30 protein-coding genes and 1 pseudogene are annotated in these 24,644 nt (G+C 64.5%); 20 read left to right on the top strand and 11 right to left on the bottom strand.

Features of this window, described 5'->3' with window-relative positions; translation table 11 throughout:
* Both ABH933_RS03435 and ABH933_RS03440 read right to left on the bottom strand, forming a co-directional pair.
* Complete coding sequence (locus ABH933_RS03435) at positions 1-606, bottom strand: hemerythrin domain-containing protein (protein WP_429415090.1); 606 nt, start codon at positions 604-606, stop codon at positions 1-3.
* 310 nt (positions 607-916) lie between these two features.
* On the bottom strand, positions 917-1,126 hold the full coding sequence (locus tag ABH933_RS03440) for a hypothetical protein (protein WP_429415093.1): 210 nt from the start codon (positions 1,124-1,126) through the stop codon (positions 917-919).
* Positions 1,127-1,263: 137 nt separating this feature from the next.
* Here ABH933_RS03440 and ABH933_RS03445 point away from each other — a divergent pair, with 137 nt between their 5' ends.
* Together ABH933_RS03445 and ABH933_RS03450 are read left to right on the top strand one after the other, a co-directional pair.
* Positions 1,264-2,196 (top strand): haloalkane dehalogenase, encoded by a 933-nt coding sequence (locus tag ABH933_RS03445; RefSeq protein WP_429415763.1) that lies wholly within the window; start codon positions 1,264-1,266, stop codon positions 2,194-2,196.
* Between the two features lie 197 nt (positions 2,197-2,393).
* Positions 2,394-2,840 (top strand): MarR family transcriptional regulator, encoded by a 447-nt coding sequence (locus tag ABH933_RS03450; protein WP_429415096.1) that lies wholly within the window; start codon positions 2,394-2,396, stop codon positions 2,838-2,840.
* Between the two features lie 197 nt (positions 2,841-3,037).
* Here ABH933_RS03450 and ABH933_RS03455 read toward each other — a convergent pair whose 3' ends face one another.
* The 4 genes from ABH933_RS03455 to ABH933_RS03470 form a co-directional block, all read right to left on the bottom strand.
* Positions 3,038-3,871, bottom strand: coding sequence for an SDR family oxidoreductase (locus ABH933_RS03455; RefSeq protein ID WP_429415099.1), 834 nt, complete (start codon positions 3,869-3,871; stop codon positions 3,038-3,040).
* Positions 3,872-3,931: 60 nt separating this feature from the next.
* A complete protein-coding gene (locus ABH933_RS03460; protein ID WP_429415101.1) occupies positions 3,932-4,648 on the bottom strand; it encodes a class I SAM-dependent methyltransferase in 717 nt (238 codons plus the stop codon).
* Between the two features lie 163 nt (positions 4,649-4,811).
* Positions 4,812-5,546, bottom strand: coding sequence for an SDR family oxidoreductase (locus tag ABH933_RS03465; protein ID WP_429415104.1), 735 nt, complete (start codon positions 5,544-5,546; stop codon positions 4,812-4,814).
* Between the two features lie 270 nt (positions 5,547-5,816).
* A complete protein-coding gene (locus ABH933_RS03470) occupies positions 5,817-8,612 on the bottom strand; it encodes a LuxR C-terminal-related transcriptional regulator (protein ID WP_429415107.1) in 2,796 nt (931 codons plus the stop codon).
* 414 nt (positions 8,613-9,026) lie between these two features.
* Between ABH933_RS03470 and ABH933_RS03475 the strand changes: the two genes are divergently transcribed.
* The 6 genes from ABH933_RS03475 to ABH933_RS03500 all read left to right on the top strand — a co-directional run bounded on the left by ABH933_RS03475 (position 9,027) and on the right by ABH933_RS03500 (position 12,536).
* Positions 9,027-9,266: a hypothetical protein gene (locus ABH933_RS03475; RefSeq protein ID WP_429415110.1), complete on the top strand. Its 240-nt coding sequence runs from the start codon at positions 9,027-9,029 to the stop codon at positions 9,264-9,266.
* Positions 9,212-10,318, top strand: coding sequence for an alpha/beta hydrolase (locus ABH933_RS03480; protein ID WP_429415112.1), 1,107 nt, complete (start codon positions 9,212-9,214; stop codon positions 10,316-10,318). The genes ABH933_RS03475 and ABH933_RS03480 overlap by 55 nt, the downstream gene beginning before the upstream one ends.
* On the top strand, positions 10,315-11,205 hold the full coding sequence (locus tag ABH933_RS03485; protein WP_429415115.1) for an alpha/beta fold hydrolase: 891 nt from the start codon (positions 10,315-10,317) through the stop codon (positions 11,203-11,205). Before ABH933_RS03480 ends, ABH933_RS03485 begins: the two co-directional genes overlap by 4 nt.
* Before the next feature lie 53 nt (positions 11,206-11,258).
* Positions 11,259-11,828, top strand: coding sequence for an anthrone oxygenase family protein (locus ABH933_RS03490; RefSeq protein WP_429415766.1), 570 nt, complete (start codon positions 11,259-11,261; stop codon positions 11,826-11,828).
* A 115-nt stretch (positions 11,829-11,943) separates the two neighbouring features.
* Positions 11,944-12,129, top strand: coding sequence for an MspA family porin (locus ABH933_RS03495; RefSeq protein WP_429415769.1), 186 nt, complete (start codon positions 11,944-11,946; stop codon positions 12,127-12,129).
* A complete protein-coding gene (locus ABH933_RS03500) occupies positions 12,126-12,536 on the top strand; it encodes a DUF4345 domain-containing protein (protein ID WP_067898540.1) in 411 nt (136 codons plus the stop codon). Before ABH933_RS03495 ends, ABH933_RS03500 begins: the two co-directional genes overlap by 4 nt.
* Here the strand turns inward: ABH933_RS03500 and ABH933_RS03505 are convergent, their stop codons facing one another.
* Positions 12,537-12,737 (bottom strand): hypothetical protein, encoded by a 201-nt coding sequence (locus ABH933_RS03505; protein ID WP_429415118.1) that lies wholly within the window; start codon positions 12,735-12,737, stop codon positions 12,537-12,539.
* Positions 12,738-12,924: 187 nt separating this feature from the next.
* Here ABH933_RS03505 and ABH933_RS03510 point away from each other — a divergent pair, with 187 nt between their 5' ends.
* Together ABH933_RS03510 and ABH933_RS03515 are read left to right on the top strand one after the other, a co-directional pair.
* Positions 12,925-13,731 (top strand): alpha/beta hydrolase, encoded by an 807-nt coding sequence (locus tag ABH933_RS03510; protein ID WP_429415121.1) that lies wholly within the window; start codon positions 12,925-12,927, stop codon positions 13,729-13,731.
* Between the two features lie 286 nt (positions 13,732-14,017).
* The gene (locus ABH933_RS03515; RefSeq protein ID WP_067898530.1) at positions 14,018-14,818 is read left to right on the top strand and encodes an MBL fold metallo-hydrolase; all 801 of its coding nucleotides are present in this window, start codon (positions 14,018-14,020) and stop codon (positions 14,816-14,818) included.
* Here ABH933_RS03515 and ABH933_RS03520 read toward each other — a convergent pair.
* Positions 14,812-14,940, bottom strand: a complete 129-nt coding sequence (locus ABH933_RS03520; RefSeq protein WP_429415125.1) for a hypothetical protein — start codon at positions 14,938-14,940, stop codon at positions 14,812-14,814. The two genes, ABH933_RS03515 and ABH933_RS03520, sit on opposite strands and share 7 nt — an antisense overlap.
* Before the next feature lie 503 nt (positions 14,941-15,443).
* Positions 15,444-16,460, bottom strand: a complete 1,017-nt coding sequence (locus ABH933_RS03525; RefSeq protein WP_429415128.1) for an AraC family transcriptional regulator — start codon at positions 16,458-16,460, stop codon at positions 15,444-15,446.
* Positions 16,461-16,611: 151 nt separating this feature from the next.
* On the opposite strand from ABH933_RS03525, the gene ABH933_RS03530 reads away from it, so the two are divergent.
* Both ABH933_RS03530 and ABH933_RS03535 read left to right on the top strand, forming a co-directional pair.
* Entirely contained in the window at positions 16,612-16,956 is a 345-nt protein-coding gene (locus ABH933_RS03530) for a saccharopine dehydrogenase NADP-binding domain-containing protein (protein WP_429415131.1), read from the top strand.
* 53 nt (positions 16,957-17,009) lie between these two features.
* On the top strand, positions 17,010-17,399 hold the full coding sequence (locus tag ABH933_RS03535) for a VOC family protein (RefSeq protein ID WP_429415134.1): 390 nt from the start codon (positions 17,010-17,012) through the stop codon (positions 17,397-17,399).
* A 197-nt stretch (positions 17,400-17,596) separates the two neighbouring features.
* Here the strand turns inward: ABH933_RS03535 and ABH933_RS03540 are convergent, their stop codons facing one another.
* Positions 17,597-17,650 (bottom strand): hypothetical protein, encoded by a 54-nt coding sequence (locus ABH933_RS03540; RefSeq protein WP_429415772.1) that lies wholly within the window; start codon positions 17,648-17,650, stop codon positions 17,597-17,599.
* Between the two features lies 1 nt (position 17,651).
* On the opposite strand from ABH933_RS03540, the pseudogene ABH933_RS03545 reads away from it, so the two are divergent.
* From ABH933_RS03545 to ABH933_RS03570, 6 genes and pseudogenes are all read left to right on the top strand, one after another.
* A pseudogene (locus ABH933_RS03545) lies at positions 17,652-17,807 on the top strand (YaeQ family protein); the annotation flags it as partial.
* Between the two features lie 140 nt (positions 17,808-17,947).
* Entirely contained in the window at positions 17,948-18,085 is a 138-nt protein-coding gene (locus ABH933_RS03550; RefSeq protein ID WP_429415805.1) for a hypothetical protein, read from the top strand.
* Positions 18,086-18,364: 279 nt separating this feature from the next.
* Positions 18,365-20,698: a hypothetical protein gene (locus tag ABH933_RS03555; protein WP_429415137.1), complete on the top strand. Its 2,334-nt coding sequence runs from the start codon at positions 18,365-18,367 to the stop codon at positions 20,696-20,698.
* Positions 20,695-21,483 carry an ESX secretion-associated protein EspG gene (locus ABH933_RS03560; protein ID WP_429415140.1) on the top strand — a complete coding sequence of 263 codons (789 nt, stop codon included), beginning with the start codon at positions 20,695-20,697 and terminating at the stop codon, positions 21,481-21,483. Before ABH933_RS03555 ends, ABH933_RS03560 begins: the two co-directional genes overlap by 4 nt.
* A 57-nt stretch (positions 21,484-21,540) precedes the next feature.
* The gene (locus ABH933_RS03565; protein ID WP_429415143.1) at positions 21,541-21,846 is read left to right on the top strand and encodes a hypothetical protein; all 306 of its coding nucleotides are present in this window, start codon (positions 21,541-21,543) and stop codon (positions 21,844-21,846) included.
* An 18-nt stretch (positions 21,847-21,864) separates the two neighbouring features.
* Positions 21,865-22,164, top strand: coding sequence for a hypothetical protein (locus ABH933_RS03570; RefSeq protein WP_429415146.1), 300 nt, complete (start codon positions 21,865-21,867; stop codon positions 22,162-22,164).
* A 67-nt stretch (positions 22,165-22,231) separates the two neighbouring features.
* On the opposite strand, the gene ABH933_RS03575 is transcribed toward ABH933_RS03570, so the two are convergent.
* Positions 22,232-22,915, bottom strand: a complete 684-nt coding sequence (locus ABH933_RS03575) for a response regulator transcription factor (RefSeq protein WP_429415149.1) — start codon at positions 22,913-22,915, stop codon at positions 22,232-22,234.
* A 183-nt stretch (positions 22,916-23,098) separates the two neighbouring features.
* Between ABH933_RS03575 and ABH933_RS03580 the strand changes: the two genes are divergently transcribed.
* Both ABH933_RS03580 and ABH933_RS03585 read left to right on the top strand, forming a co-directional pair.
* Positions 23,099-24,292, top strand: a complete 1,194-nt coding sequence (locus ABH933_RS03580) for a hypothetical protein (protein WP_429415152.1) — start codon at positions 23,099-23,101, stop codon at positions 24,290-24,292.
* A complete protein-coding gene (locus tag ABH933_RS03585) occupies positions 24,289-24,636 on the top strand; it encodes a hypothetical protein (protein ID WP_429415154.1) in 348 nt (115 codons plus the stop codon). Before ABH933_RS03580 ends, ABH933_RS03585 begins: the two co-directional genes overlap by 4 nt.
* Positions 24,637-24,644: the final 8 nt, after the last annotated feature.

Raw genomic sequence — 24,644 nt, forward strand, 5'->3', positions numbered from 1 at the left:
TCATCGCCACAGGGCCTTGCTGTTGTAGCGCCGCCGCAAAACCAGCTGATTGGCTACCGCGACCGGGCCGGGCATCGCCGCCAGGAAACGCTTGCGCTGGTCGGGTGTGGTGTCATCCAGCACCCACGGTATATAGACCGCCGCCCCCGACGGCCCCTGCTTGCGGGCCATCGCACTGCGGAAAGTGTCCCAGTCCTTCGGGGTCAAAACCTCTTGAATGAGTGGGAGCGCGCTGTTTTCTTCGTGCGCCATGTGTTCGCCGAGGATCGTCGACAGCGTGTCGATGCGCTCGGGCAGGTCGGCAGCTCGCCTGGTGAGGCTGGCCTCGACCGCGGCCAATGCCGGATCCAGCGCCGCATGCTCGGCCTCCATCTCGGCCATCAGCGCCAGGTCGTCCGGACGGCCGGACACAGCGGCGATCACCTGGGGCCACAGTGCGGCGTCCTCGACGGTGTGGTGAACATGCAATTGACGGACGAAGTTCGACCACCCGGCTTCGACGCCGGGCGAGTCGGCGTGGCCGGATTCGACGGCTGCGGACAGGCGTCGGAGGTCGCGGCGGAAGGCGTCGTGTGTTGCGTACATGACGGCGAAATCAATAGTCATCACAGGTCTTTCGATAGCGGAACGGGCAGCTGTTCCCGCCCCGTGGCGGATTCACGCAGCGCGACGTCACAGGTTCGGCACCGGGCCGGGGTGTGCGGCTGCCTGGATCGGCGCCGATGCGACGCCGACTGGTGTTTCGGCCCCAATGTCCGTGGGGTACAACGATGCTACTAAGTAATCTCTTTTAGATACAATATGGAAAGAATATCATCTCCGTGATGATCGTCACCTGCGATCGATGACGTCGGCTCCAGACGATCGGCCGGAAGGGCCTCGCAGGCCGGTCCGTCGCGTGACGCTGAAGCTTCGCCTATTCGTCGGTGGGGATATTCGATAGCCACCCGAGCTTGGGGGAACGCTTGCGGAACCGCCGCCAGGACCGCGTCACGCTGTCGGGTCCGGTTGCGCCGAGAGGGTGGCCGCAGAAGTCGGCCGTGAAGATGTCTTTCGCGGCGGCGTGGTTGCCGCTGTCGAACGCCGCATACATGACTCGGGCTACGGCCCTGGCGCTGTCGGTCACGAATCCTCCCGAAGGAAGTAGGTGCACGTAAAATATCTGTAGCATATAATATGAGTACAATATTATTGCTGGAAGTGGCTGGGCGTGAGGAGTGCGAGATGGTCGACGCGGAGGTCCCCGTCGGTACAGAACGGTCGATCGCGGTTGCACGAACGCCCGACGAGCGGTTCGAAGGGTTACCCGACTACCCGTTCGCGCCGCACTACGTCGATATCGAGGCCGGTGCCGGCATCAGCACGCGGTTGCGGGTGCACTATCTCGATGAACGCCCCGCCGAGCCGTCGCAAGAGTCCGGGGAGACCATCCTGCTACTACACGGAGAACCGTCGTGGAGCTTCCTTTACCGGCACGTGATCCCGCCGTTGGTCGAGGCTGGGCATCGCTGCGTGGCGCCCGATCTCATCGGGTTCGGTAAGTCGGATAAACCGATCGACCGTTTCGTGTACACGTATCAGGCGCACGTCGACTGGCTGGCACACACCGTCTTCGACCGTCTCGGCCTGCGTGATATCACCATGGTGTGCCAGGACTGGGGCGGTCTGCTGGGGCTGCGTATGCTGGCAGAGCATCGAGACCGGTTTCGTCGCGTGGTCGCCACGAACACCTCGTTTCCGACCGGTGACCAGGATCTCGGAGGCTCCTTTGCCCTGTGGCTGCAGCTCAGTCAGCGTTCGAGTCCCTTCGACATCGGTCAGGTCGTCGACCGCGGGACCGTGACCGATCTCGATCCGGCGGTTCTGGCGGCCTACAATGCACCGTTTCCCGATGAGTCACATCTGGCGGGCGCCCGCCAATTTCCGCTACTGGTGCCCCTCGCGCCATTCGACGACGCGGCCGCGGCGAACCGCCGGGCGTGGGACATTCTCGAGACGATGCAGACCCCATTCTTGTGCGCTTTCAGCGACAACGACTACGGAGTCGGCGACGGCGCCCGGATGTTTCGCGAGCATATTCCGGGCGCGGCTGGGCAACCACACGTGACGATCGTCAACGCTGGTCACTTTGTGCAGGAAGATCAAGGCCCCGTTCTGGCCGGCACAATTGGCGAGTTCATTCGATCGACCCAATGAACCGATTGCCGGAGTCCGCGGGTGACAGATAGGCTCCCCCTCACACAGTTCCAGATCTATCTGCCCGGCCACGGCGGCGAGCCGATGCTATCAGCGGCTTCGGCTTTGCGTATGATATGTAAACCGTATAAATGTGGGCGAGGTGGCGCAGGATGAATTCAGTAGCAGGCCGGGCTCCGGCGCGTACCAGGCGTAGGTTGACTGCGGACGTGCGGGAAGCGTTGCGTGACTTGAATATTCAGCTGTCACTGCTCAACCGCAGATTCGGTGGCCGGGTCGAGCTCAAGGATATCGATTGGACATGCCTGGATCTGATCAACCGATATGGCCCGCTGTCGCCCTCCTCGCTGGCGCGGCGGGCCGGATTGCATCCCGCAACGATGACGGGAGTCTTGGACCGCTTGCAAAAGGGTGGATGGATCGTGCGAGAGCGTGATCCGGAGTCCTCGGATCGTCGGGCGGTCACCTTGCATGCCGTGCGCGAGCGGAACTCGGAATTGTTCGAGTTGTTCTCCGGGATGAACAACCGGATGGATGAGCTGTGTGCTCGTTATTCCGGTGCCGAGCTCGAGGTGATCGCCGACTTCCTACAACGGACAGGCGTAGCGGGTCGTCAGGCGGCGGAGGAGTTGACCGAGGGCTGACCGCCCGTATGTGCTGCCGGACTCGGTCGGTCGCAGGTGCGGCTCGCGGTAGGTGGCGCGGCACGAAATCGGGGATGTGTGCCGCCGATTCCGCGCCGCGCCGCCGAGACGTCGAACTCTATCGTACAAATAACATATGCCTTCCATAACACATCATCTACATATGACATGTCGTGCGCAAGATGGAACGGCTCGGGTTATGACCAGTCGTCCTTGTGGTCGGCTACCCAGGTGGCGAACGAGAGGGCCGGACGGCCGAGGATGTCCTCCACGTTGGTATTCGCTGCGATCGGTCGCTCGATCTCGCGGGCGTATCGAGTCATCAGGGCGTCTACGAACCGCTGGTCGAGTCCGTGCGCGGTCATGCCCGCGGCAGCCATCTCGGCGGGAACCTCGTGAAAACCCAAGGGGCGCTGAAGCGTTTCTCCGATGATGGCGACGAGCTGGTCGATGCGCAGCGACTCGGGGCCGGTAATCGGGAGTTTCCGACCCAGAAGTGAGTCATCGACCATCGCCCGGGCGATCACATCGGCGACATCGCGCTCGTGGATGAGTGGCTCCGCGAACTCGGCGAACGGACCGAACACCGTGTCGCCGTTGGCTACTTGACCGGACCACATCGACAGTGTGTTCATCGCAAACGAACTCGGCCGTATGCTCACCCACGGCATTCCGCTGTCGACGACCGCGCGTTCGACGTCGGTATTGCGGTCGCCGTTGAACCACGAGGGCTGAAGTGACACGTCGTCGTCGGCGTTGATTGCCGACATCACCACCACGCGTCCGACGTGGTGTGCCGCAGCGCGAGCGAGCAGCTCGGCGATGTCGTCCTTGGCTGCGCGCGGATGGACGAACAGAGAATCGACGCCGCGCAGGGCGGAGTCGAGGTCCTCGGGTGTGACGGCGTCGGCGCCGCGGGGCAGGCGCGCGTCGGGTCGACGAGTCATCGCTCTGACCTGCGCTCCGCTCGCGAGCAGGGTGTCGGTGAGTGGTCGGCCGATCACCCCCGTTGCTCCGGTGACGAGATACATGGGCAGCTCCTTCTCTAGTTGGGTCCCGGACGATCCGGCGACTCTCGCACAGCGAGTTCGTCAGAGCCGCTGCGCTTCCAATGCCCAGACCGGCATCAGCATCAGTCCGTCGGCGGTGAATTCGGGGCGGAAGTCGTTCAGGGCGAACTGGCTCAACAACGCCTCGGGCGGACGGCCGCCCACCATGTGTCCGGCTCGTAAGCCGACTATCGACCAGTCCGGCGCCGTGAACGAGCGGCGCAATTCTTCCTCCGAGATGGAATGCAGACCAAAGGTTTCGACGCCGTCGGCGAAGTTGGCGCTGAACTGGATCAGCCGCCCGCCGGGCGTGATTACCCGGGTCAGTGCGGCTACATGTGCGCGGCGCTGCTGGGAATTCAGGCAGTGAACGAGCTGGCTGCTGACGACTGTGTCGAACCGGCCGTCGTATCCGTCGAAGGCGGTTGCGTCGGAGACCTCGAACACGACCGCCACGCCTCGCTCGGCCGCCCGCCGGCGCGCCTCGTCGATGGCGGTGGGCGCGACATCGAGCCCGGTTACCCGATACCCGAGACCAGCCAGGTAGATAGCGGTATCGCCCGGCCCGCACCCGGCGTCGAGTACCTCGCCGGTGATACTGCCCGCTTTCTCGAAATCCATGAGCAGCGGCTGCGGCCTGCCGATATCCCAGGGCACCCGCTCGAAGTTCAAGCCGTGCGCGACTGGCTCGCCGCGATAGATCCGGTCGAAGTCGGCTCCAGCTGATTCGTTGTTCGGTTCTGCGCTGCTGTGGGTCATCTGAGTTGTCCTTTCTCATGAAGCGGCCGACCGGACCTGTCGCGGCGCACGACGTCGTCGGCGTATCGCGCGTCCCGGGGTGAGAACCCTCTCGTGCCGATCCGGATGCAATGGAAAGTCAGTGGGTGCCGAGGAGTTCGATGGCAGTGCGCGACATGGCTTGTCACGCTGTGAGGCCTCCGTCGGCAGCGATGCTCTGACCTGTGACCCATCGAGCGTCATGAGAGGTCAGGAAACCCACGACATCGGCGATGTCCTCCGGCTCACCGAAGCGCCCCAATGGTGTGCGGGCGATCCGCTCCGCCAGCATGTGCTTCATATGTTGCATCGCATCGGTATTCGTCGGTCCCGGCAATACGCTGTTCACGGTGATTCCCCGCGGCCCCACCTCACGGGCGAAAGTTCGAACCAACTGCTCGCCCGCAGCCTTGCTCGCCGAGTACACCGACACGGACGGGTCGCTTGCGCGAGTGGCCGACGACGAGATGTAGACGATTCGGCCGCCGTCGCGCACCCGCCCGGCGGCCTCTCGGAACGCGACGAACGTGGCGTGGGAGTTGGCGGCGAACGACCGCGCGTAGTCCTCGTCGGAGGCTCCGGCGATCGGGCCGGCGGCGAACCCATACGCGTTGTGCACGAACACATCCAGACCGCCGTACCATTGTTCGGCAGCGTCGAACAGCAACGCCAGCTGGACCGGATCGGCCACATCCGCCTGCACGGCGGTGGCCTGTCCGCCGGCCCCTTCGATCGTCGAGACGACCTGCCCGGCGGCCTCGGCGTTGCTCTTGTAGTTGACGATGACCCGCGCCCCGTCGGCGGCCAGACGCAGTGCGATCGCCCGGCCGATGCTGCGTCCACTGCCCGTGACAAGGGCGACGCGATCGGTATTCGGCATGCAATTCTCCATGGGTGGTGGATGGAGTTCGGCGATCGGCGTCATCGGTGGTCGGCGGGTCGGCGCAGGAGGAAACGCGGTACCAGAGGCGGGAGGGCTGCTCCTGGCGTCCGGTCTGAGCTGAGCTGCGATGATCTCGAGACGCGACCCGAACCCATCATGTCGGGTCAATAATATATGCATTACATACTTTATCGGTACCGCATGAACGACGCAACCTTGCTGGTTCGGGCGGCGATGCGTCGCCGCGATGCCGACGGAACGCCGTTCCTAGCGAATCAAACCCAGTTGCCGTGCCCGGGCAACAGCCTCGGTGCGGTTGGCGGCGCCGAGCTTGCCGAAGATGTGGGTTAGGTGTTTCTTGACGGTGTCGACACTGACTACCAACTCGTCGGCGATCCGCCGGTTCGATCTGCCTGAGACCAGCAGGTCCACTACGTCGCGCTCACGGGCGGTCAGTTGCTCGACCAGGCCCGGCACCATTGCCGCGGTACTCGACCCGGAACCTTGGACGCCGTGCTGGCTGAGCGCTTGCAACACCTGGGCCAGATATCCGAGGGGCACAACGGGGGCGGCGTGTTCGGCCCGCTGGGCCGCGATCAGTCGGCGGAGCAGGACGCCCATTAGAGCACCCTCGTCGGCGAAGACCCGAACATAGCCTTGCGGGCAGGCGAGTGTGAGCGCATCGGCCAGTGCGTCGACAGCGTTGTTCTCCTCGCCGCGAGCGGCGAGGGCCAGCGCCTGTAGCGCCTGGATCTCGATGATGCTCCCCACACGGCCTTGGGTGGCCGCCGCGGTGAGCATTTTCTCCAAGAGTGCAAGCGCCGGCCCGGGCAAGTCTTGCGCGAGCAGCAACCTGGCCAGCACGAGATACTCGGGCTCCCGGGAATAGTCCGGCTCGTCCTCCGCGCTCAGGTCGCGTTCCTTCGTCCAATGGGCCGCCGCGACGATGTCGCCCTGTGCGAGGTGCAACCGCGCCCTTTGCGCTGGAACAGGGTTGAACGGGTCGGCCATAGTTGCGCCCAGCGTGAGCTGCTCGGCCTCGCCGATCGCTTCCATGGCCCCGGCCGGATCACCCTTGGCCTGCCGAATCCACGCCAGCGTCGTCAGCCCCGCGGCCAGCGGCTGAGTGTAGGTCAGCTGCCGGCAGTGTGCGATGCCCTCGGTGACGTCCCGGAGGGCCGCCTCGAGATCGCCCCGCTGGTAGGCCACCTCCGCCGTGCCCACGTATCCCATGCCGGCAGTCGCCAGAGTCGGCACACCACGCGGTGCGGTGATCCCGAGTGCCTGCTGGTACGCGCCGAGCGCTGCGTCCAGGTAGCCTTGGGCGTGCTGCACCTGGCCGAGGTGGTAGTAACCTCGAACGGCCAGGGAACGCTCGTCCGCCCCCTGCCACTGGGCGATGCTCGAGGTGAAAGCCTGCTCGGCTTCTACGAGCCTGCCGCGCAGCCATTCGGCCAAGCCCAGTTGCCACCAGGTCAGGGACTCCAGCATCCACTCGTCCTCGTCGAGTTCGGCTAGGGTCCGCGCGGCGAGCGCGGCCGTTGCCTCGGCGTCGCCGTGCAAATAGGCGAGCCAGGCACGAGCGAGTGCGATGGCTGCGGGGACGTTCGCCAGCCAGCTCGCGGCCCTGCCCACCGATGGCTCGAACGGCGCTTCAGCAGCGTCTGCAGGTATCCGCTGAGCAGCGTCGAGCCGCGGCCCGGCCGCGTCCACGTTGCTACCCACGAGCGCCATCCACGCCTGCGCCAGGCACAGGCGGGGCCGTGACCGGATGACCTCGGCGGGCAGTTCGGAAAGCCAACGATGCACCGTTGCCTGCTCGCCCTGACGGAAGGTCCCGTCAAAGTACCGTTCGATCATTCTCGCAGCCCAGACAGTGTCGTCCGCATGTAATGCGTGGTGTACGGCCTCGTCGGCGAGCTCATGCTCTTCGCACCAGGCTGCCGCGTTTCGGTGCAGGGCCGAGGCATGTCCGGGCTGTTCGTGCTGCAATTGGGCGCGGAGCAGCTCGGCAAACAGATGGTGATAGCGCCACCAGCCGCGTACCTCATCCAGCGGCACGAGGAACAGGCCAGCCAGCTCGATCCCTTCCAGCATCTCCTGGCCATCCGCCCGGCCGGTGACAGCATCGCAGAGCTCCCCGCTGAGGCGCTCGAGAACCGAGGTCTCCAGCAGGAACCCGCGCACCTGCTCGCTCAGTTGCTCGAGTACCTCCCCTGCCAGGTAGTCCAGGATATAGCGGTGGCTGCCGCTGAACGCTGCTGCGAATTGGGCGGGATTCGCCTGGCTTCGCAGCGAGAGGCCGGCCAACTGCAGGCCGGCTGCCCATCCCTCGGTGCGGGCGGTAAGCATCGTTACTGCCGCGTCGGGCAAGCCGCCGCCAGTCGCTCCCCGCAGCAGCGCCGCCGCTTCGTCCGGTGCGAAGCGGAGCTCGTCGGCGCGCAGCTCAGCCAGCTGACCCCGGGCCCGCAACCGTGCTAGCGGCAGCGGCGGGTCGGACCGGCTGGCCAGCACCAGCCGCAGACCTGTCGGCAGGTGCTCCACCAGCAACGTCAGGGCGGCGTGAATCGCCTGCGCATCAATCAGGTGATAGTCGTCGAGGACCAGCAATACCTCGTCCTCACCAGACCGGGCGTCCAGCTCATTGATCAGCGCCGTCACCAGTCCTTCGAACGAGGTTGGGGCAGGTGGGCCCAGCAGCGGGCCGACCTGCTCGCCGATTCCCGGGCGCGCCCGATCGAGCGCCGCAACCACGTGCCGCCAAAACCGCGCTGGATCATTGTCTGCCGCATCGAGCGACAGCCAGGCAACCGGCCGTCGGCCACTTCGAGCCCATTCCGCCAGCAAGCCCGTCTTGCCGAATCCTGCCGGGGCGCAGACCAGCACCAGCCCCTGCTCCAGATCTGCGTCGAGCCGATCGACGAGCCGCGGGCGGCGCACGAAGCCCAGGCGTAGCCCGGGCACACGCAATTTGGTGGCTAGCAGCGCATCCTGCTCGGACATGACACCTCGTAACGGGTAAGCCGCGGACGGCTCAGCCATCGGTAACCTGCCGCTCAGCACGTCCAGCGATGGTTAGCTCGGTTGCTGGCTGGGCCGATTGTAATAGCGGGCCAACCATGCGCTCCCGCTGCGGAACCGCCCGGCATGTGCGGCAACCGGAGAATGCTGCGCCGGCCCTGGCACCACTTTCGGGCTGGACGCGTCTTCGAAGATTCCACCTGCATATCCACCTTTGGGTGACGCGCCGGCCGGGGGGCGTTCGTAGCGTATCGGTGACGGAAATGCCCATCAGCAGAAGGAATCGGCAATGGATGCGTTCAGGCTCGATCAGTACACGACCTGTCCCGCAGGCGCCGGGGGAGCGCTCCCGATGCGTAACCCCTTGCCCCATGCCATGGCCGCCGCCCTCCGGCTCCTCGAGCGACAGCGCCGATGCGGCCGGGCATTGGTTCTGCGCCAGGACTGTGAGCGGGTGTGACGGGCTCGGGATGGCCGGCGCATTACGAGATCCGCGTCGATGGCATCCTCGACGACCGGTGGGCCTGCTGGTTCGGCGGACTGCAGGTCAACGGCGAGGCCACTCAGACCGCCATCTTTGGCCTGATTGCTGATCAACCCGCGTTGCACGGTGTTCTGACCAAAGTCCGTGATCTCGGGCTATGTCTGGTCTCGGTGCGTCGGCTGAGCCCCGACGAGGCCAGGGATGGAACGTAGCAATGAGACGCAACCGGCCATCCCATCGCGAGCTGACAGTCATACCGATCAGCACCCAGCTATATCAGAAAGGACCGCCCCAAATGACCGAACAGGACACATCCGAGTCCGTCGAACGGAAGAAGGTTCGATTCGTCAGCGGCGACACTGTATGTGCCGCCTGGCATTATCGGGGAACCAACGGCGCTTGCGTGATCATGGCCGGCGGGTTCGGGGTACCCAAGGAGCCGGCCACCGACCAGTTCGCGAAACGATTCAACGATGCGGGGTTCGCGGTCCTCGCTTTCGACTACCGCCGCGTCGGTGAGAGCGATGGGCAGCCGCGCCTCGCGTTTTCGGCCAGAAGCCAGCTCAACGATTGGCAGGCTGCGATCGACTTCGCCCGGACTCTGCCGGGAGTCGATCCGGCCAAACTCGCAATCTGGGGGTTCTCCGCCACCGGCGGTCACATCTTCCGGGTCGCGGCGCGCAACCCGCAGCTCGGCGCGGCGATCGCGCAGACACCGAACCCCGATGGTCCGGCCCTGAGCCGCAACGCCATGCGCCACCAGAAGCCACTGGCGATGCTACGTTTCACCGGCCTGGGCGTTTTGGATGCCCTCGGTAGTCTCGTAGGGCGTCCGCCACGCTTGGTGCCGCTCGTCGGAGAGCCCGGGACCGTCGCGATGCTCACGACGCCGGACGGAATCGACACCGGACTCGCACTGCGTTCGCACATGTACCCGGACTGGCAGCAGATGATCGCTGCCCGTACCGCGCTTCGCTTCACTCTCTATCAACCCGGCCGCGCCGCGTCCCATGTGCAGTCGCCGCTACTTGTCATGGTCTGTGCCCACGATCTGACGTCGCTCGTCAAGCCATCCGTGAAGGCGGCGAGCCGCGCTCCACGCGGGGAGGTCGTCGAAATATCCGGTAACCACTACGCCCCCTTCTTGGATAAGCACGAGCAGGCCGTCGAAGCGCAGTTATCCTTCCTGCGCCGGCACCTGTTCGATCATCCGGCAGCGGATCATTCCGGCGTCCCCCATGCCTCGCGGAAGCGAACGGTATGAAGCAGATCGAGCTGTCCGCAGGGACTATCGACTACCAAGACACCGGCGGTGACGGCCCCACAATTGTGCTGCTGCATGGGTTGATGATGGACGCTTCGCTGTGGGACGGACCAATTGCCGAACTGTCCGTCGACCACCGATGTGTGGCGCCGACATTGCCGCTCGGCGCGCATCGGCACGGGATGCACGCCGACGCCGATCTGTCTTTGCCCGCGATAGCCCAGCTGGTCGCGGAATTCCTCGACCGCCTCGACCTGTACGACGTGACCCTCGTCGGCAATGACACCGGCGGCGCGCTTGTCCAGCTACTGATGGGCGATGGCACCGCGCTCGCGCGACAACGCGTGGGGCGGGTCGTACTCGTCTCGTGCGAGGCGTTCGACAACTTCCCTCCCGGGCTGACCGGCAAGCTGCTCATGCTCACTGGAAAGCTCTCGCCAGCGTTGTTCGGGCTCTTCATGCAGCAAATGCGGCTTCGCATCATGCGGCGCAGCCGGCTCGCGTTCGGGTGGCTGACCAAACGCGGAGACGCAACGGTCGCCGGTTGGATGGAGCCGACCTTGGCTCAGCCGGAGATCCGTCGCGACGCAGTGCGAATGCTGCGAGCCGCGGCGGCGGATACGAGCTTCTTGCTCGCCTCGGCCGAGTATCTGCCGAGTTTCGATCGCCCCGCCCTTGTGGTTTGGGCGGCCGACGACCGCGTAATGCCACCCGAACACGGCAAACGTCTCGCCGAAGTCCTCCCCCGCGCACAGTTGATCGAGATAGCAGATAGTTACACGCTCATCCCACTCGACCAACCAGCGAGACTCGCCCGGATCATCCGGGAGTTCGCTGACCTGTTCCGCACAACCGAGCCGCCGCGCGGAACATCCGGGCCAGCGTGAGGTGAACGTGTCGTCGACGCTGGGGCCCGACCGAGTTCCATGTGCCACGAGTGATGCTATCGAATACATATAATATTGAATTCACATTATTTGACCGGCTCTCCGGCATCGGTTGCCCAGTAAGGAGTATCAGCGTCATGGGTCCTGCCGCCAAGGTTGCCCGGTTCGCCGGGCCAGTGTTCGCCGGTCTCTATGCAGGCTCTCTGCTCACCCTGCTTGTCCTCGAATTGGAGCTGCGGCGCTTCGATGGCTCGGTGTACACGCAGGTAGCGCAGATCAATCTCATCGGGATCCCATGGCTTTCCGGTGCAACATTGATTCCCGCGATGCTGTGCGCGACGCTCTCGGTGGTCGTCACGATCCGGCGGCCGGGGGCAGCCAAGTGGTGGGCGCTGTCCGCGTTGATGCTGTTGTTGACCGTGTTCGCTATCTCCTCAGCGATCAACGTTCAGATCACCGCCGCGGAAGGTCGGTGGACCGTCGGGGCGCCCCCAGCGGACTGGGCTGTTCAACGAGATCACTGGCAGGTCGCGCACGCGATCCGCACCATCGCCGCCACCGTCGCATTCGTATGTTTGAATGTGCTCGCGGTCTCGGGCCGTCGACAAACCGATAAGGCATGATGCCGCAACGGCAGAGTAGGGCCGGAATTGGCAGCGGGGGACGCCTATTGGTCTGATCGCGAAGTGGCAAGATCCGGGCGTCGCCGGTAACACGAATTCGAACGGCGACCTGCAGATCACGAAAGTTGCGGAAAGTGTTGACAGGCAGCCGAATCTGGCTGATTCGCCGTTTACGCACGAGGGTTTCGTCAGCTCAACGGCGGCCGCTGATATCACCGGATCCGGTCGGGCGGCGGTGACCCACCTCGGAGACAGCGAACCGGTCCAAGCTCCGGGTTGCGTGAGAAGGAGGCGGTTGTGAAGACCGTATTGCGTTGGTATCTCATCATTTTCGGTATCGCCTGTGCACTGATCGCGTTGGCGCACATCCTGATCGGGCCGGGCACGATCATCGGGGCGAATACCCCGAACGCCACGCTGGACGGCGACATGCGGTTCTCGATGGTGTTGTTCCTCGGCTACGGTATCGCCTGTGTGTGGGCCGCACGGGATCTGCGCCGGCACGCTGGCCTGGTCCACCTGCTGATGCTCGTGTTCTTCGTCGGCGGGCTGGTGCGGCTGCTGACCGTCGCCTACGTCGGGTGGCCGCACTGGTTCTATACCGCCATGATCGTCGTGGAACTGGCCACGCCACTGATCTATACCCCGTTGCTGCAGAAGGTCACGGGGCGTGCGGCACGCGCGGATCTGGCAGAACTGACGCGATAGCTACCGTCTCGATTGCTGAAGCGCAGCCGAATCGGTGTACCCCACCGATGGCGGACCGGCGGCGGCGAGATGGCTGAGGATCCCGAAGTGTGCGGGGTCGAGTCCGAGCGGGGCAAGCCGCGTCGTGAACCTGCGCGAGACGTGATAGCCGATCTGGGACAGCAGGAACATCACTCGATCGTCCAGCAACTGATTCGGCACACATCAGCAGTAGCAAGTTAGTCATAGGTGTCAGAAATGGCTTCGAATCGATTCGATTTCGATGACCACTGCGTCGAGAGAGGTAAAGATGACCACCACAATGAGGCGGACGAAGGTTCGATTCTCTAGCGGCGGCGTGGAATGTGTCGCGTGGCACTATCCGGGTGATAACGGTGCATGCGTTGTCATGGCCGGAGGTCTGGGTGTGACGAAGGAGCCGGCGACGGATCCATTTGCGACTCGATTCCAGGATGCGGGTTTCTCAGTGCTTGCGTTCGACTTTCGGCATATGGGGGAAAGCGATGGCGAACCACGCCAGGTGGTCTATATCGATCGACAGTTGGCCGACTGGCGGGCGGCAATCGAATTCGCGACCACGTTGCCCGAGGTGAACCGGGACAAAATTGCGATCTGGGGCTTTTCCCTCTCGGGCGGCTACATCTTCCGCCTTGCCTCGCGCGACCATCGGCTTGCTGCGGCGATGGCCGTGGCTCCACTGGCCGATGGGCCGGCATCCGGTCGGATCGCCCTGCGTCAGGGGGATACCACGCTGTCGGAACTCAACGGCATGGTGTGGAGAGCCGTCAAGGATGCGAGCGGTGCCCTGCTGGGCCGCGATCCACGGTTGGTGGCACTCAACGGAGAACACGGCACGGCGTCCGCGCTCACCATGCCCGATTCGCGCAACGGTGACCGAGCGCTCAACCCTGGCAACAAATATCCGGAATGGCGCCAGGAAGTCGCGGCCCGATCGGCTCTCGCCACCGCTCTGGGCCGGCCGGCGCGTAGTGCACCGCAGATCGAGTGCCCTCTGCTCGTTGTGGCCTTCGACGACGACGGCGTTGCCTACGCCGAGCCGGCGATCCAGGCCGCACATCGAGCACCGCGGGGAGAGCTCGTACGATTCCCGGGCGGCCACTACGCGGCCCTGCTCGACCAATACGAGCCGGCCGTCGCCGCCCAGTTGGAATTCCTGCGCCGGCATCTGGCCTGAATCGCAGACCCTGACTGCCGTCGACAGGTATCGCCACCCGCCGCACACGTGCCACCGAAACCTCGGTGCCGACACAGGGGCCTGTTCAGCGGAGTCGGTAGAAATGCAATCCGATTGCAGCGGTGATGGTTTCCTCGAAGGCTGCCATCGTCGGTAGTCGGTGCAGGATGCGCTAGGTTTCACGTCGGCAGTCGCTTGTTCGACCTCCGCGCGTAGCTGGTTGACCTGGGTGTCGTATTCCAGGTCGACCTTGCGCAGACCAGATCAATCTCGAGGATTTGTATCGATGAAAGTTCATCATCTCAACTGCGCGACATTTCGTCTGCCTCCGTTTCGACGGCAGCTTGTAGGCCATTGTCTGCTGATCGAGATGGCCGACTACCTGGTGTTGGTGGACTCGGGCTACGGGTTGCAGGCTATCCGTCATTCGAAGCAAGTACTAGGGCTCGGGCGATTCGGGGCGGCCCTGCTAGAGCATGAAACCGCGGTGTGCCAACTGAAGTCACTGGGATACACGGCCGCAGATGTCCGGCACGTCATACTCACCCACCTCGACTTCGACCACGCCGGCGGCATCGCCGACTTCCCTGAGGCAACTGTCCACGTGCACGGCCCCGAATTCCGGGCGGCGATGACATCACGTCGGCTCTATGATCGCTTCCGGTACCGCCAGGCCGAATGGGCATACGGTCCGAAATGGGCCGTGAACGAGGAGGGCTGCGAGCGATGGTTCGGTTTCGAAGCCGTCCGTGACCTCGACGGCCTGCCGCCGGAAATTCTCGTTGTGCCACTATTCGGACACACCAGAGGCCACGCGGGCGTTGCGGTCGACACCGGCCACGGCTGGCTGCTGCACGCGGGTGATTCATTCCTGGCCGGACATGAAATCGATCCACGAAATCCCATATCGTCGGCCCTCACACGGACATACGACCTGATGGGCACCGCTATCCGCAGTGCGCGTCAAGCCAACATCCGTCGCCTCATCCAACTCAACTCCGAACAGCACAGCAACGTCACTATCTTCAGCTCGCATGACCCGGACGCATATGCGCGACTCTCAAATGTCAGGCTTGCAGATCAATAACACGCAGCGTCGGTGTTGGTGGCGGAGTATTGGGCGATTTCGGCTGGGGTGGTGAAGGTGATTCCGGTCGGCTCAGGGGTGTAACCGGCGAGGTCGAGCAGGGGGACGGTCTGGCGGGGCACGTTCGAGATGGTTTGGGCTGTGACATGAAATATGTTGGCGAGCAGTCTATTTCGGAGAGTGAAGTGTGATCTGAGCCGGAATCACTCACCCAGTTCTTCGAGCCAACGATCACGCTGTTCGAACATCAGTGTTCCTTCAAGGTCAGTGAGCGGCGGTTCGGATACCGCGTGGCCCGACCGGTCACACGAATGGACCGGAAGCGGGCAGTTCAGCTCCACGGCAACCCTGATCGCCGGCTCCGGCATCAACGTTTCATGCCTCGGCATGGCGGTGCGTTCCACCGCGCAGCGCACGAAGGTATGAACGCGAAGGCATGAAGATGTTCGCCGCAGCTGAATTGCCCACAGGCGAAGTCAGCGAGTACACCTACCCCAAGATCACGCCCAGGCAAATCCAGGACGAACTGCTGGTGTCCGGTCCGGGTTGACTTTTCGGATAGGCCGATCATCGACGTGGGTTCCGAAAGTTTTGATGCGGTTTCCCAGGGTCGGCGTGTTCGGGTCTATCTTTCGGATTTGGTGGTGCAGGTGGCGGCATGTGCAGGAGCGCGCGGGTCGGTCGATGGTTCCGGGCTTCTTTCCGATGGTTGGGCTGGAGGGGTTTGCTCTCGGAATCGGCCTGGTGGGCAGCCGAATTCGCTCTTGAACGCGTGGGCGAACGCGAATTCGGATGCATAGCTGGCCTGTCGGGCAATGACCGGGATCGGGGTGTCGGTGTCGCGTAGTTGCCGGGCGGCGAGGGTCATGCGCCACCAGGTGAGGTAGGCGATGGGCGGCCGGCCGATCAAAGTAGTGAATCGGCGCGCGAAGCTGGCCCGCGACAGTCCGGCGTGATCGGCAAGTTCAGCGATGGTCCAGCCGTGTCCGGGCGAGCCGTGGATCGCCGACAGCGCGGTCGCGACGGCTGGATCGTGGAGTGCTGCGGACCACCCCGCGTCGGCGCCGCTATCGCCGTGCTGATCGAGCCAGCTGCGCAGGATGTGTAGCAGCAGGGCGTCCAGAAGCGCGCGCAGCATGGCATCGCGCCCGGGGTGATCGCCGATGAGCTCATCGGCGAGAAGGTCGACGATTGTTCCCGCTGGGTTGTGGCGCGTTGTCGGTGCGGGAAGGTGAATGACCTCGGGAAGATCGGCGAGCATCGGGTGTGACCGGCTTCGATCGAGCAAGTAGGCGCCACACAGCAGAGCGGTCTCCGGCCGGGGTTCGGATACGCGTGCTGACGATGCAGCCTGTCCGGGAGTCACTCGGCGCAGCGTTGTCGTTGCTGCGCGTAGTGGTGTTGCCGGGTCGTCGGCGAGGGCATGGGTGCAACCGCCGGGGAGGAAGACGATGTCGCCTGGTCGCAGCACGATCGGATCGCCGGTGGGTGGCAGGAACCAGCACGTCCCGGCCAGCACGACATGGAATCCGGCGGCATCGACTGCGGGCAACTGCCAACCGAACGGTGCGCGATGGGTGACCCGTGCCGAATGTGGCTCGCCAATACGCATCGCCGCGACCACGTCCGACAAAGGATCCATCCGGCAACAGTATCAACTCCCCATCCACGTCGAGACGAATTCGTATAAATGAAAGACTTCAACGCATTAAACGTCTCATGTGATCGGTTTTAGGTTCAATTTCAATGTGCTGCGCAGTCGCGCGCAGTCCGACACGAATCAGGGAGTCGATATGGTCATCGCTGTCTATGGCGCCAACGGTTATCAGGCCAAGCTCATCCTCACCGAGTTGTCCCGACGTAATGAGGAGGTCCGGCTCGTCGGCCGCGACAAGCAGCGGCTCGACGACGCGGCGGTTCAGGTCGGCATCCCCGATGCCGACCGCCGGGTGGCCGGTGCCGACGACCACGCCGCATTGGTCGCGGCCTTGACCGGCAGCGACGTCGTCATCAATTGCGCGGGGCCGTTCAGTGTCTCCGGGGCGGCGGTGGTCGCCGCAGCGGTCGATGACAATCAGCTGCGGTCGGCTGGACCGTTGGCGGCGCCTGTGCGGCTCCCAGTCATTGTTGGCGGCTGATGCCGATCGCGGATGGTTGACCTGTACCGTGCTCGAGGTTGCACAGTGGGCAGATGCGGCTTAATCAGATCACGGTCGGTGCCACCGATCTCGGCCGGTCCGAGCGGTTCTATCGACTGCTCGGACTGCGGCTGATCGTCAAGAACGACCATTATCTGCGGTTCCAATGTCCCGATGGCGACAGCACGTTTTCGGTCGAACTGGTCGAATCCGTGCCTGACGGCGAGCAGGTGACCATCTACTTCGAGGCCGATGACCTCGACGATCAATGCGTCCGGCTGGTCGAAGGGGGCGTGAGGTTCGATAGCCTGCCCGCCGACATGTCGTGGTTGTGGCGGGAGGCGCGGCTGCGCGATCCCGACGGCCATCCGCTGTGCCTGTTCTACGCCGGGGGCAACCGGCTCAATCCGCCGTGGCGGCTTCTCGATTCGGCATCGGATTGACGGTCCGGCGGCCGATTGCGTACGGAACCGCCAAGAAGAACTGGGAACGCCCGCCAACAACGCCTGGGAACTGGCACGGTGAGACTCCGTCGCCCGCTCGCCAGCCGCTATCTATACGTTGCCAGTTACGCAGCCCGCGGATCAACCTATCCAACCATCCAGTTGAGGGACCGACGAGACCAGGCTGCGACGCCCAGCTACGACTCGGCCTCGTCGAGAAGAACGAGGAAGACCCGCATCCCTTCGGCGATCTTGCTGGCGGCGTTCTCGAGCTGCTCAGGCCTCGATTACGAGGAGGGGATCGCCTTCAGCGCCGGCGGGGTCTCCAGCGCCGAGGAGCCCGCCGTGCTGGTGCGTGACCTCACCGGCCGCGTGACTGCCTGGATCGAGGTCGGCGCTCCCGATGCGGACCGGGTACATCGTGGCAGCAAACTGGCCGGCCGCGTCGCGATCTACACCCACCGCGAACCCCAAGGTCCTGGCACCGCTGTCCGGCAAGCGCATTCACGGCGCCGAGGAGATTCCCCGTCTATGCCATCGATCCCGATATGGTCGACGCCGCCGTGGCCGCAGTCGAACGTCGTAATATCGCCACTGTATCGGTCACCCAACGCCAGCTGTACCTGGACCTGAACGGGACCGGTCTGAACGCCCCGATCGTCGAATACCGGCTTCCCGGGGCCTGAGCAGAGGAACCGTTCGTGCACATCGGATTTCGGCTCGGGTCCGGCATTCGATTGTTATGGGCAGGGTGTCGCCGTCGATGCCGGGTGCGGTCGCGGCGAGTGTGACTCGTTCGGCCGCCGACGCCGTGCACCTTCGTATGCTCGGGTCGCGTCGTAGAGCATCGCCGATGCACCGGGTTGTCAGCGATGGGAAGCGGTGACTGCTGCGAACGGCGGTGCGGCGGTTAGCATCCCGGCATGACTGAGCGGGCTCGGTCACCAGGATGCAAGGAGTGAGCGATGGCGCAGACGTCTCCGGCCGGTACCAGCCCGGTGGACCTGAATGCGGTGCAGAACAGCCTCAATACACTGAGTCAGGACGCCAGTAACGGCAAACTGAAATGGGTGCAACTCGATTCGGCGGGAAAGGTTCCCACTGACGCGAAAAGTGTCCAGTTCGATGAAACGGCCGCGAGTCTCGCGGTGAGTGCCTGCAACACGCTGGCGCAATATCTGAGCGCCATCGCGAATGCGGTCGGTAACCTGAGGCTCGAACCCGGCGCGGTGACCGGTCTTCCCGATGGCACGGCGGTGAGTGACCCGGTGTATTCCTCGCCGGGCGTCCAGTCCACCGCAAATCTGATCGCTCAATTCAATACCGCGCACGACAATATCACCCGGGTAATTGATGTGCATCAGAATACAATCCTGAGGAATATCGTCAGCACTTTCGAGTATTCGTGTGGTCTGCTGAAGGCGACCGATGCCAACAGCGCGTCCAAGGTAGGCTCGGTGTCGGCGTTCGAGCAGAATATGTCGAATTTGAATGCCAAGCTTTCCGACATGGTAAATCAGGTCGGCGGTGCGAGCAGCGATCCGTGGCACAGTTTGACGCTCGGCGACATGAGTCCGATCAAGGTGCCGACCGATCCTGGGAAGTTCCAATCCTGGACCTCCGCGAAGTGGGGTGATGCGACGGCGTGGTCCGACTTCGCCGAGACTTCGGACTCTTCCGTCACCGGTTGGTCGTCGCTGCCCGAGTTCGATAATCTTGCGGCGGTGCAGGCGAAGTTGCAGGATGGAAAGTCCAAGTATTTCAACGGTCCCGAGACAATGTGGGCGAAGCCGGCTGGAACGCCCAGGTACTCCGGGCAATTGACGACCCAAGCCCTCACGGCCGCGCCGACGAACTCGATGCAGTGGTCGGATCTGCACCAGCTCAGCAAGCTCAATGCGCAACTCGTCGCCGATAAGGCGCAGGTGTGGACGTATCTGGCCGGGCGGCTGAAGGAAGGGTTCGACCGGTTTACCAAGGCGATGGGCCAGGCCACGACCACTGCGGGATGGTACGGCACCGGCGCCGACGCCGCCGCCAAGGCGATGTCCGATTACAGCGCGACCGGGCCGGAACTGATCGGCAGCATGTCGTACATGGGCTGGCTCTTGCAAAACACCGCGGATTGGCTGGCGACCACCAGAGAGTATATGCCCACTGTCCCGACTCCGCCGTCCGAATCGATAATTCCGGCGAAAGTGCACCGTGACTGGACTACCTTTTCCTCTGGGAAGGCTAGCCTACCGACAAAACATTCCGGTCAGGTGAAAACGAATGTTTCTGTTCCGGATAACAAGATCGAAGTGATATATCAAGGCGGGGTAGCCGGCCCTGATCATCCGCTCGTTGTCGACAAAACGCTGACCGACTATTACCAGCGAATGTACACCGAACTGTATTACAACAGCTACGGTCCGGTTTCGAAGAATGTTCCGGTCATCTCCGTTCCCGCGCCGGTGACCAACGCCCCGGGCGACCCGGGCACCCCTCCGGGTGATCCGTCGGGCCCGGGGGGGCCGTCGAGCCCTGGGGTTCCGTCGAGCCCGGGTGGTCCCGCTGGTGGTGGCGGAGTTGTGTCCGTCTCCACCGGTGGCGGCATCCCCCGGACCACCATGGCGTCCATTCCGAGCGCCGGCAGCGGGCTCGGCGCGCCGAACGGTGGGGACGTGCCTGCAATCGATTTCGCCAATGCCGTACATACACACAGTGGCGCCGGTGCCGCTCCGGGTTCGTTGTCGGATGGCTCGTCGGGGGTCGGAGCGACCACCCCGGCCGCCTACACCCCGTCCTCGGATCCGACGAGCACTCTCGCCAGCGGCGCCCAGCAGATCGCCGGTGCGGCCCAGCAGGCCCTGAGTACCGCCGGGCAGGGATTGAGCCAGTCCCAGCAACAGCAATTCGCGGATGCCGCCGCCGCGACCGCGGCGATGAACGAGGCGCGGTCGGGCGTGGTGTCCTCCGGCCCGGGTGGATCGGGGGGCGCGGCCGCGGCTGAAGACATCGCCGGGGAAACGAGCGCACTGGAGTCCAAGACGGGCATGACCGCCGCGGCCAAGCTCTTCCCGCGCGCCAGCGGGCTCGCCGCGAGCCAGGAGGAACTACTCGGCCGGGGCGCGGTCCCGGCCGAAGCGGAAGGAGGCGGCGGCTACCCCGGCGGCGGCATGGGTAGCCCCGGCGCAGCGGCCAAGGGCAACGACAAGGGGCATCGCACCCCCGGTTATCTCAACTCCCGGCGCCATCTCGACAAGGCGATGGGTGACGCCCCGCTGACGAGCATCTCCGTCGTCGACGAGAAATGAATACGGGCTGGACACTGCGCGATACCGAATTCGTCGCATTGCTGACCGAGGCGAAGCAGGTAGAGCTCCCATCGCCGCTCACATTCATCAGCCGTACCAGTACTGCCGACGAATACGACCGGGAGATGTATACGGCGCTGCAGCGGGCGCATGGGGCGCTGGGATTCGATCCGGCGCCGATGATGCAGACATTGGCCCATCCGGATGTCACCCTGGAAATTTGCGCATGGGATATTCGCGATCCGGACGGTCCCGAGGGGATGGTCCGGGTCCATGCCGCGCGCCGGGCGGCGCACGGTGTCGTGGTCAAGCAGATTCCCGGCGAAACGCGATGGCACAGTGGTGGATTCGTGGTCACCGAATGCCGCGCGCCGGACCTGGCGCGGGTCGCTGTGGACCAGCTCCCGCCGAGCGCGCCGGGCACCTGGGGAGATGTCGTGCTGCTCGGCGATGGCGACGGGCTGGACCATTCCCACGGCCGTTCGGCCGTTCAGGTCGGGGCGTTCGCGGCGGAGAGCGCACAGTCTCGCGCGGTCCGGTTCCACGCGGCGCCGATGTCCTATGTGGGCGGGATCAAGCTGCGGCAGGAGCGTTCCGCGTTCGGGCCGCGCGGGTGTCTTTCGTTCGAGTTCGACCTGCGTGACCTCGTGGACGACGGGCGGTATCTGCTGACGGACGACAATCCGCCGGTCGCGGTGCCGGTCGACGCCGCGAATCTGATCGCCCACATCAACACTCGCATCGCCGCGATCGTGCAGGCGCTGCGGGACGAGCGGGCGCGGTGATCTTCAGATCCGGTTAAGACACCGGCACTTGCGTCCGCCCCTCGATAGGGTATTGCCATGGCCGACAGAGGGATCGGAAGCGACCAGCACGCCGTGCTCACCAAGTATTACGGCGACCAGCTCGATAAGTTGGGCGAAGTCGTCCAGGACGTGCTGAACGCGGTCACCCATGCGACCTCCACCGGCATTATCGGCGCTTTCAGCTCGGCATGGGGGGATGTCACGCATGACGTGACCGCCAAAGGCAAGAAGACCCAGGCGGTGCTGAAGCAGGTTCAGGATCTGCTGGACACGGGCCGTAAAGGTTATGTTGCCACCGAAACCACTAGTACCACAGGGATAAAGCACACCAATCTCGTGTGACAGCTCGAACGGAGAACCATGGCATCCGTGATCCGGCACCACTCTGGTACCCATGCCGAAGCCGGCGACGCACTCACGAAGTTCTACAACGCGCTCGACCAGCTCGAGACCGACCTGAACACGACGGCGAACAAGCTCGTACAGCCAGACGTGTGGGCAGGTGCGGGCGCCCAGAACTTCTTCGCGAAGCACGGGATCCTGATGCGGGACGTGACGGCCCTCAAGAGCGCTGTGAAGGCCCTGAACGCCGCACGGCATGGCGCTCACGAGGACATCCTCGGAGCCAACGACCACGTTCGGCGGGTGTTCGAGACCTAGGTTCGAGGTGGGCGGTACTCATCACCGTCGACGTCGAGATCCGTTGCCCGCTATCGCTGCACCCGGGTCATTCCGCTGCAACCGCTTCGATGGTCTCGAGGCCCCAGCGATACCCGAACCCGCGGACCGTCGTGATCAGTCCGGGCCGGTTCAGCTTCGCCCGCAGAGCCGCGACGTGCACATCCAAGGGGCGCGACGCGGGGCCCGCCGGATCTCCCCACACCCGATCGGTCAGGTGCTCACGGCTCACCGCCGTTCCCGAGGATTCGGCAAGTGTGGCGGCGATGTCGAACTCGGTGCGGGTGAGCCCGACGGGTTTGCCTGCCACGTCGATACTGCGCGCGGCGAGATCGATCCGTACGTCGCCGGTAATCACCACCGGCTCGACCGACAGCGGCGTCATCCAGCGCCGGATGATGGCAGCCAGCCGGGCCATCAGTTCCGCGGGCCGCGCCGGTTTGGTGACGCAATCGTCCGCACCCGAATGCAGGCTCCGGATGATCCCGTGCTCATCGCCCTTGGGGGTCAGCATGATCACCGGCACATCGCTGAACTCCCGCAGTCGCTGCAGGACGTGAATTCCCGGCAGGTCCTGCAGTTTGCTGTCCAAAATGACGGCGTCGAGGTAATGGATCATCGAAAACAGCTCGTCGCTGCGCCCGCTACGGGTCGCCCGATGGCCGTGCGCCGTGAATGCGTCGATCAGGGGATCGGCGATCCTGATGTCGTCCGTGACGACCGCGATCCGCACGCCTTCACCGTCCCTATCCGCCCGGCGGGCACCGTCCTTCGCCCGCATGCCATTCCGATCACAGGGTGATCGAATGATAGGTGTGAGCGGGGAGTTTTCTCCCCGGTGGGAAATGGGCCTGTCGATCCTAAGATTCGATTAAGGCGGCGTGGGGCGGAGGAGCGTTCTCCTTACGCTGCACTCGTGTCATCCGCCGCGGGAACGCAATCGAAAACCGGTGCGGTGGTGTCCGATTCGCTCGGCGCCACCGTCGGTTCGCGTGCCCGTGAGATGGCGGAGCAGATCGCGCGACGTGTCGCATCGGCCGCGCCGACCGGGTGGCAGCGAATGGTGGTCACCTTCGCGCTCACCGTCGATCAGAGCCTGGCGAGGGTCTCGTTGGAGGCCGGCGGCAAGGCCGTCCAATTCGGGGTCGATGCGGAGACGATGCGTCTGGCGCGCGAACAGCGCGAGCTCACCGCGGGGCAGGGTGCCGTGCCGTGGTGGCGGATGATCCTGCGTTTGGAGGTAGACGGCGAGTTCGGCATCGAGTACGACTATGGCGAGGAACCTTTCCCGGAGGGATGGTTGTTCGCGCCGCAGTCCTACAAAGCCGACCTGGCTCGCTTCCCGCGGGAACGGATCCCGGTGTGGCTCGCCGCCTACCTGCGACACGACGGGCGCCAGACCAGGACACCGCAACGAGCGGCGGCGGATGCGCGATCCGACGCGGAACACGGTGTGCGGCCCAATGATTCGAGCGATCTGCTGCCCGAGCCCGCGCTGCTGTGGTCCCGGTGGGCGGTCTTGTCGGCCGCCTTCGTCGCCGCCGGCTCGCCGCTGGGTCCGCGGGTGGCGCCCTCGCTGGGTGTCTTCGAGGGCGCCTTCAGCCGCAGCGGGTCGACGCTGTACATGCTCCCCGGCGGGCGCGCGGTGCTGTCGGGAGGCGTGTGGGACGCACCGGAGCTCGATGCCGCGTACAACGGCGGCCGCCGACTTCCGCATCTCTATGCGGGGGCGCCGAACTGGGTGGCGGACTCCGTGCTCAACCCCCGGGCGGGCACTGGGCTGCTGTCGTTCTGCTACTGGCACGACGGCCGTCGCTGGTATCGGGGGCAGTCGCCGTTGCCGGATGACTTCGGTACCGCGATCCCCGGTGTGGTCGATCCGCACGTACTCACCACCCTCATGCTGCAGTGTGTGTCGCCTGAACCGACTGCGGCGCAACAGAAGTCGGTCGCCGCACTGATCGCGGCGGCCGAGGCCGGGGTCGTGACCCGGCGCCATCTCACGGCCGCATTCGACGTCGAGGACGGGATCGCCGACGCCGCCCTGTATCAGCTGGAGATCGCCGGTCGGACGGCGGCATTGTCGCATGTGGAGGAGAACGCGATATGAGTGACAGCATCGAGATTCAATGCGAACAGATGATCAGGACCGCGACAGATATCGAGAACGCCGGCCAGCAGGCCGCGCAGTTCCAGTCCAGTTTCCAGACCCAGGCTTCGGTGGATACGCTGCGGCGGCTCTGCGGCGACGACTCGTACGGCCACAAGATCTTCGGCGATGGCACCGGCTTGGGTGCCCAGGTGGGCAGTGTTCCGGGCGCGATGTCGAATGTGTCGGAATCGATGTGTGGTGAGCAGGGTTTCGCCGAGGGCCTGCGGTACGCGGTGAAGCACCTGAAGTTGACCGATGAACTCTCGGGCATTCTGGTGGCGCTGCAGGGCGGCGAGGCGTAGGCGGCCGT

Source organism: Nocardia sp. GP40 (assembly GCF_050434125.1).
Taxonomy (GTDB): domain Bacteria; phylum Actinomycetota; class Actinomycetes; order Mycobacteriales; family Mycobacteriaceae; genus Nocardia; species Nocardia albiluteola.

What these genes read in the sequence shown, in the direction of transcription:
- ABH933_RS03435 (WP_429415090.1), bottom strand. Translation starts at nt 606, where the DNA reads ATGACTATTGATTTCGCCGTCATGTACGCAACACACGACGCCTTCCGC.
- ABH933_RS03455 (WP_429415099.1), bottom strand. Translation starts at nt 3,871, where the DNA reads ATGTATCTCGTCACCGGAGCAACGGGGGTGATCGGCCGACCACTCACC.
- ABH933_RS03460 (WP_429415101.1), bottom strand. Translation starts at nt 4,648, where the DNA reads ATGACCCACAGCAGCGCAGAACCGAACAACGAATCAGCTGGAGCCGAC.
- ABH933_RS03465 (WP_429415104.1), bottom strand. Translation starts at nt 5,546, where the DNA reads ATGCCGAATACCGATCGCGTCGCCCTTGTCACGGGCAGTGGACGCAGC.
- ABH933_RS03480 (WP_429415112.1), top strand. Translation starts at nt 9,212, where the DNA reads ATGTCTGGTCTCGGTGCGTCGGCTGAGCCCCGACGAGGCCAGGGATGG.
- ABH933_RS03485 (WP_429415115.1), top strand. Translation starts at nt 10,315, where the DNA reads ATGAAGCAGATCGAGCTGTCCGCAGGGACTATCGACTACCAAGACACC.
- ABH933_RS03490 (WP_429415766.1), top strand. Translation starts at nt 11,259, where the DNA reads ATGCTATCGAATACATATAATATTGAATTCACATTATTTGACCGGCTC.
- ABH933_RS03510 (WP_429415121.1), top strand. Translation starts at nt 12,925, where the DNA reads ATGGCCGGAGGTCTGGGTGTGACGAAGGAGCCGGCGACGGATCCATTT.
- ABH933_RS03515 (WP_067898530.1), top strand. Translation starts at nt 14,018, where the DNA reads ATGAAAGTTCATCATCTCAACTGCGCGACATTTCGTCTGCCTCCGTTT.
- ABH933_RS03525 (WP_429415128.1), bottom strand. Translation starts at nt 16,460, where the DNA reads ATGGATCCTTTGTCGGACGTGGTCGCGGCGATGCGTATTGGCGAGCCA.
- ABH933_RS03530 (WP_429415131.1), top strand. Translation starts at nt 16,612, where the DNA reads ATGGTCATCGCTGTCTATGGCGCCAACGGTTATCAGGCCAAGCTCATC.
- ABH933_RS03535 (WP_429415134.1), top strand. Translation starts at nt 17,010, where the DNA reads ATGCGGCTTAATCAGATCACGGTCGGTGCCACCGATCTCGGCCGGTCC.
- ABH933_RS03550 (WP_429415805.1), top strand. Translation starts at nt 17,948, where the DNA reads ATGGTCGACGCCGCCGTGGCCGCAGTCGAACGTCGTAATATCGCCACT.
- ABH933_RS03555 (WP_429415137.1), top strand. Translation starts at nt 18,365, where the DNA reads ATGGCGCAGACGTCTCCGGCCGGTACCAGCCCGGTGGACCTGAATGCG.
- ABH933_RS03560 (WP_429415140.1), top strand. Translation starts at nt 20,695, where the DNA reads ATGAATACGGGCTGGACACTGCGCGATACCGAATTCGTCGCATTGCTG.
- ABH933_RS03565 (WP_429415143.1), top strand. Translation starts at nt 21,541, where the DNA reads ATGGCCGACAGAGGGATCGGAAGCGACCAGCACGCCGTGCTCACCAAG.
- ABH933_RS03570 (WP_429415146.1), top strand. Translation starts at nt 21,865, where the DNA reads ATGGCATCCGTGATCCGGCACCACTCTGGTACCCATGCCGAAGCCGGC.
- ABH933_RS03585 (WP_429415154.1), top strand. Translation starts at nt 24,289, where the DNA reads ATGAGTGACAGCATCGAGATTCAATGCGAACAGATGATCAGGACCGCG.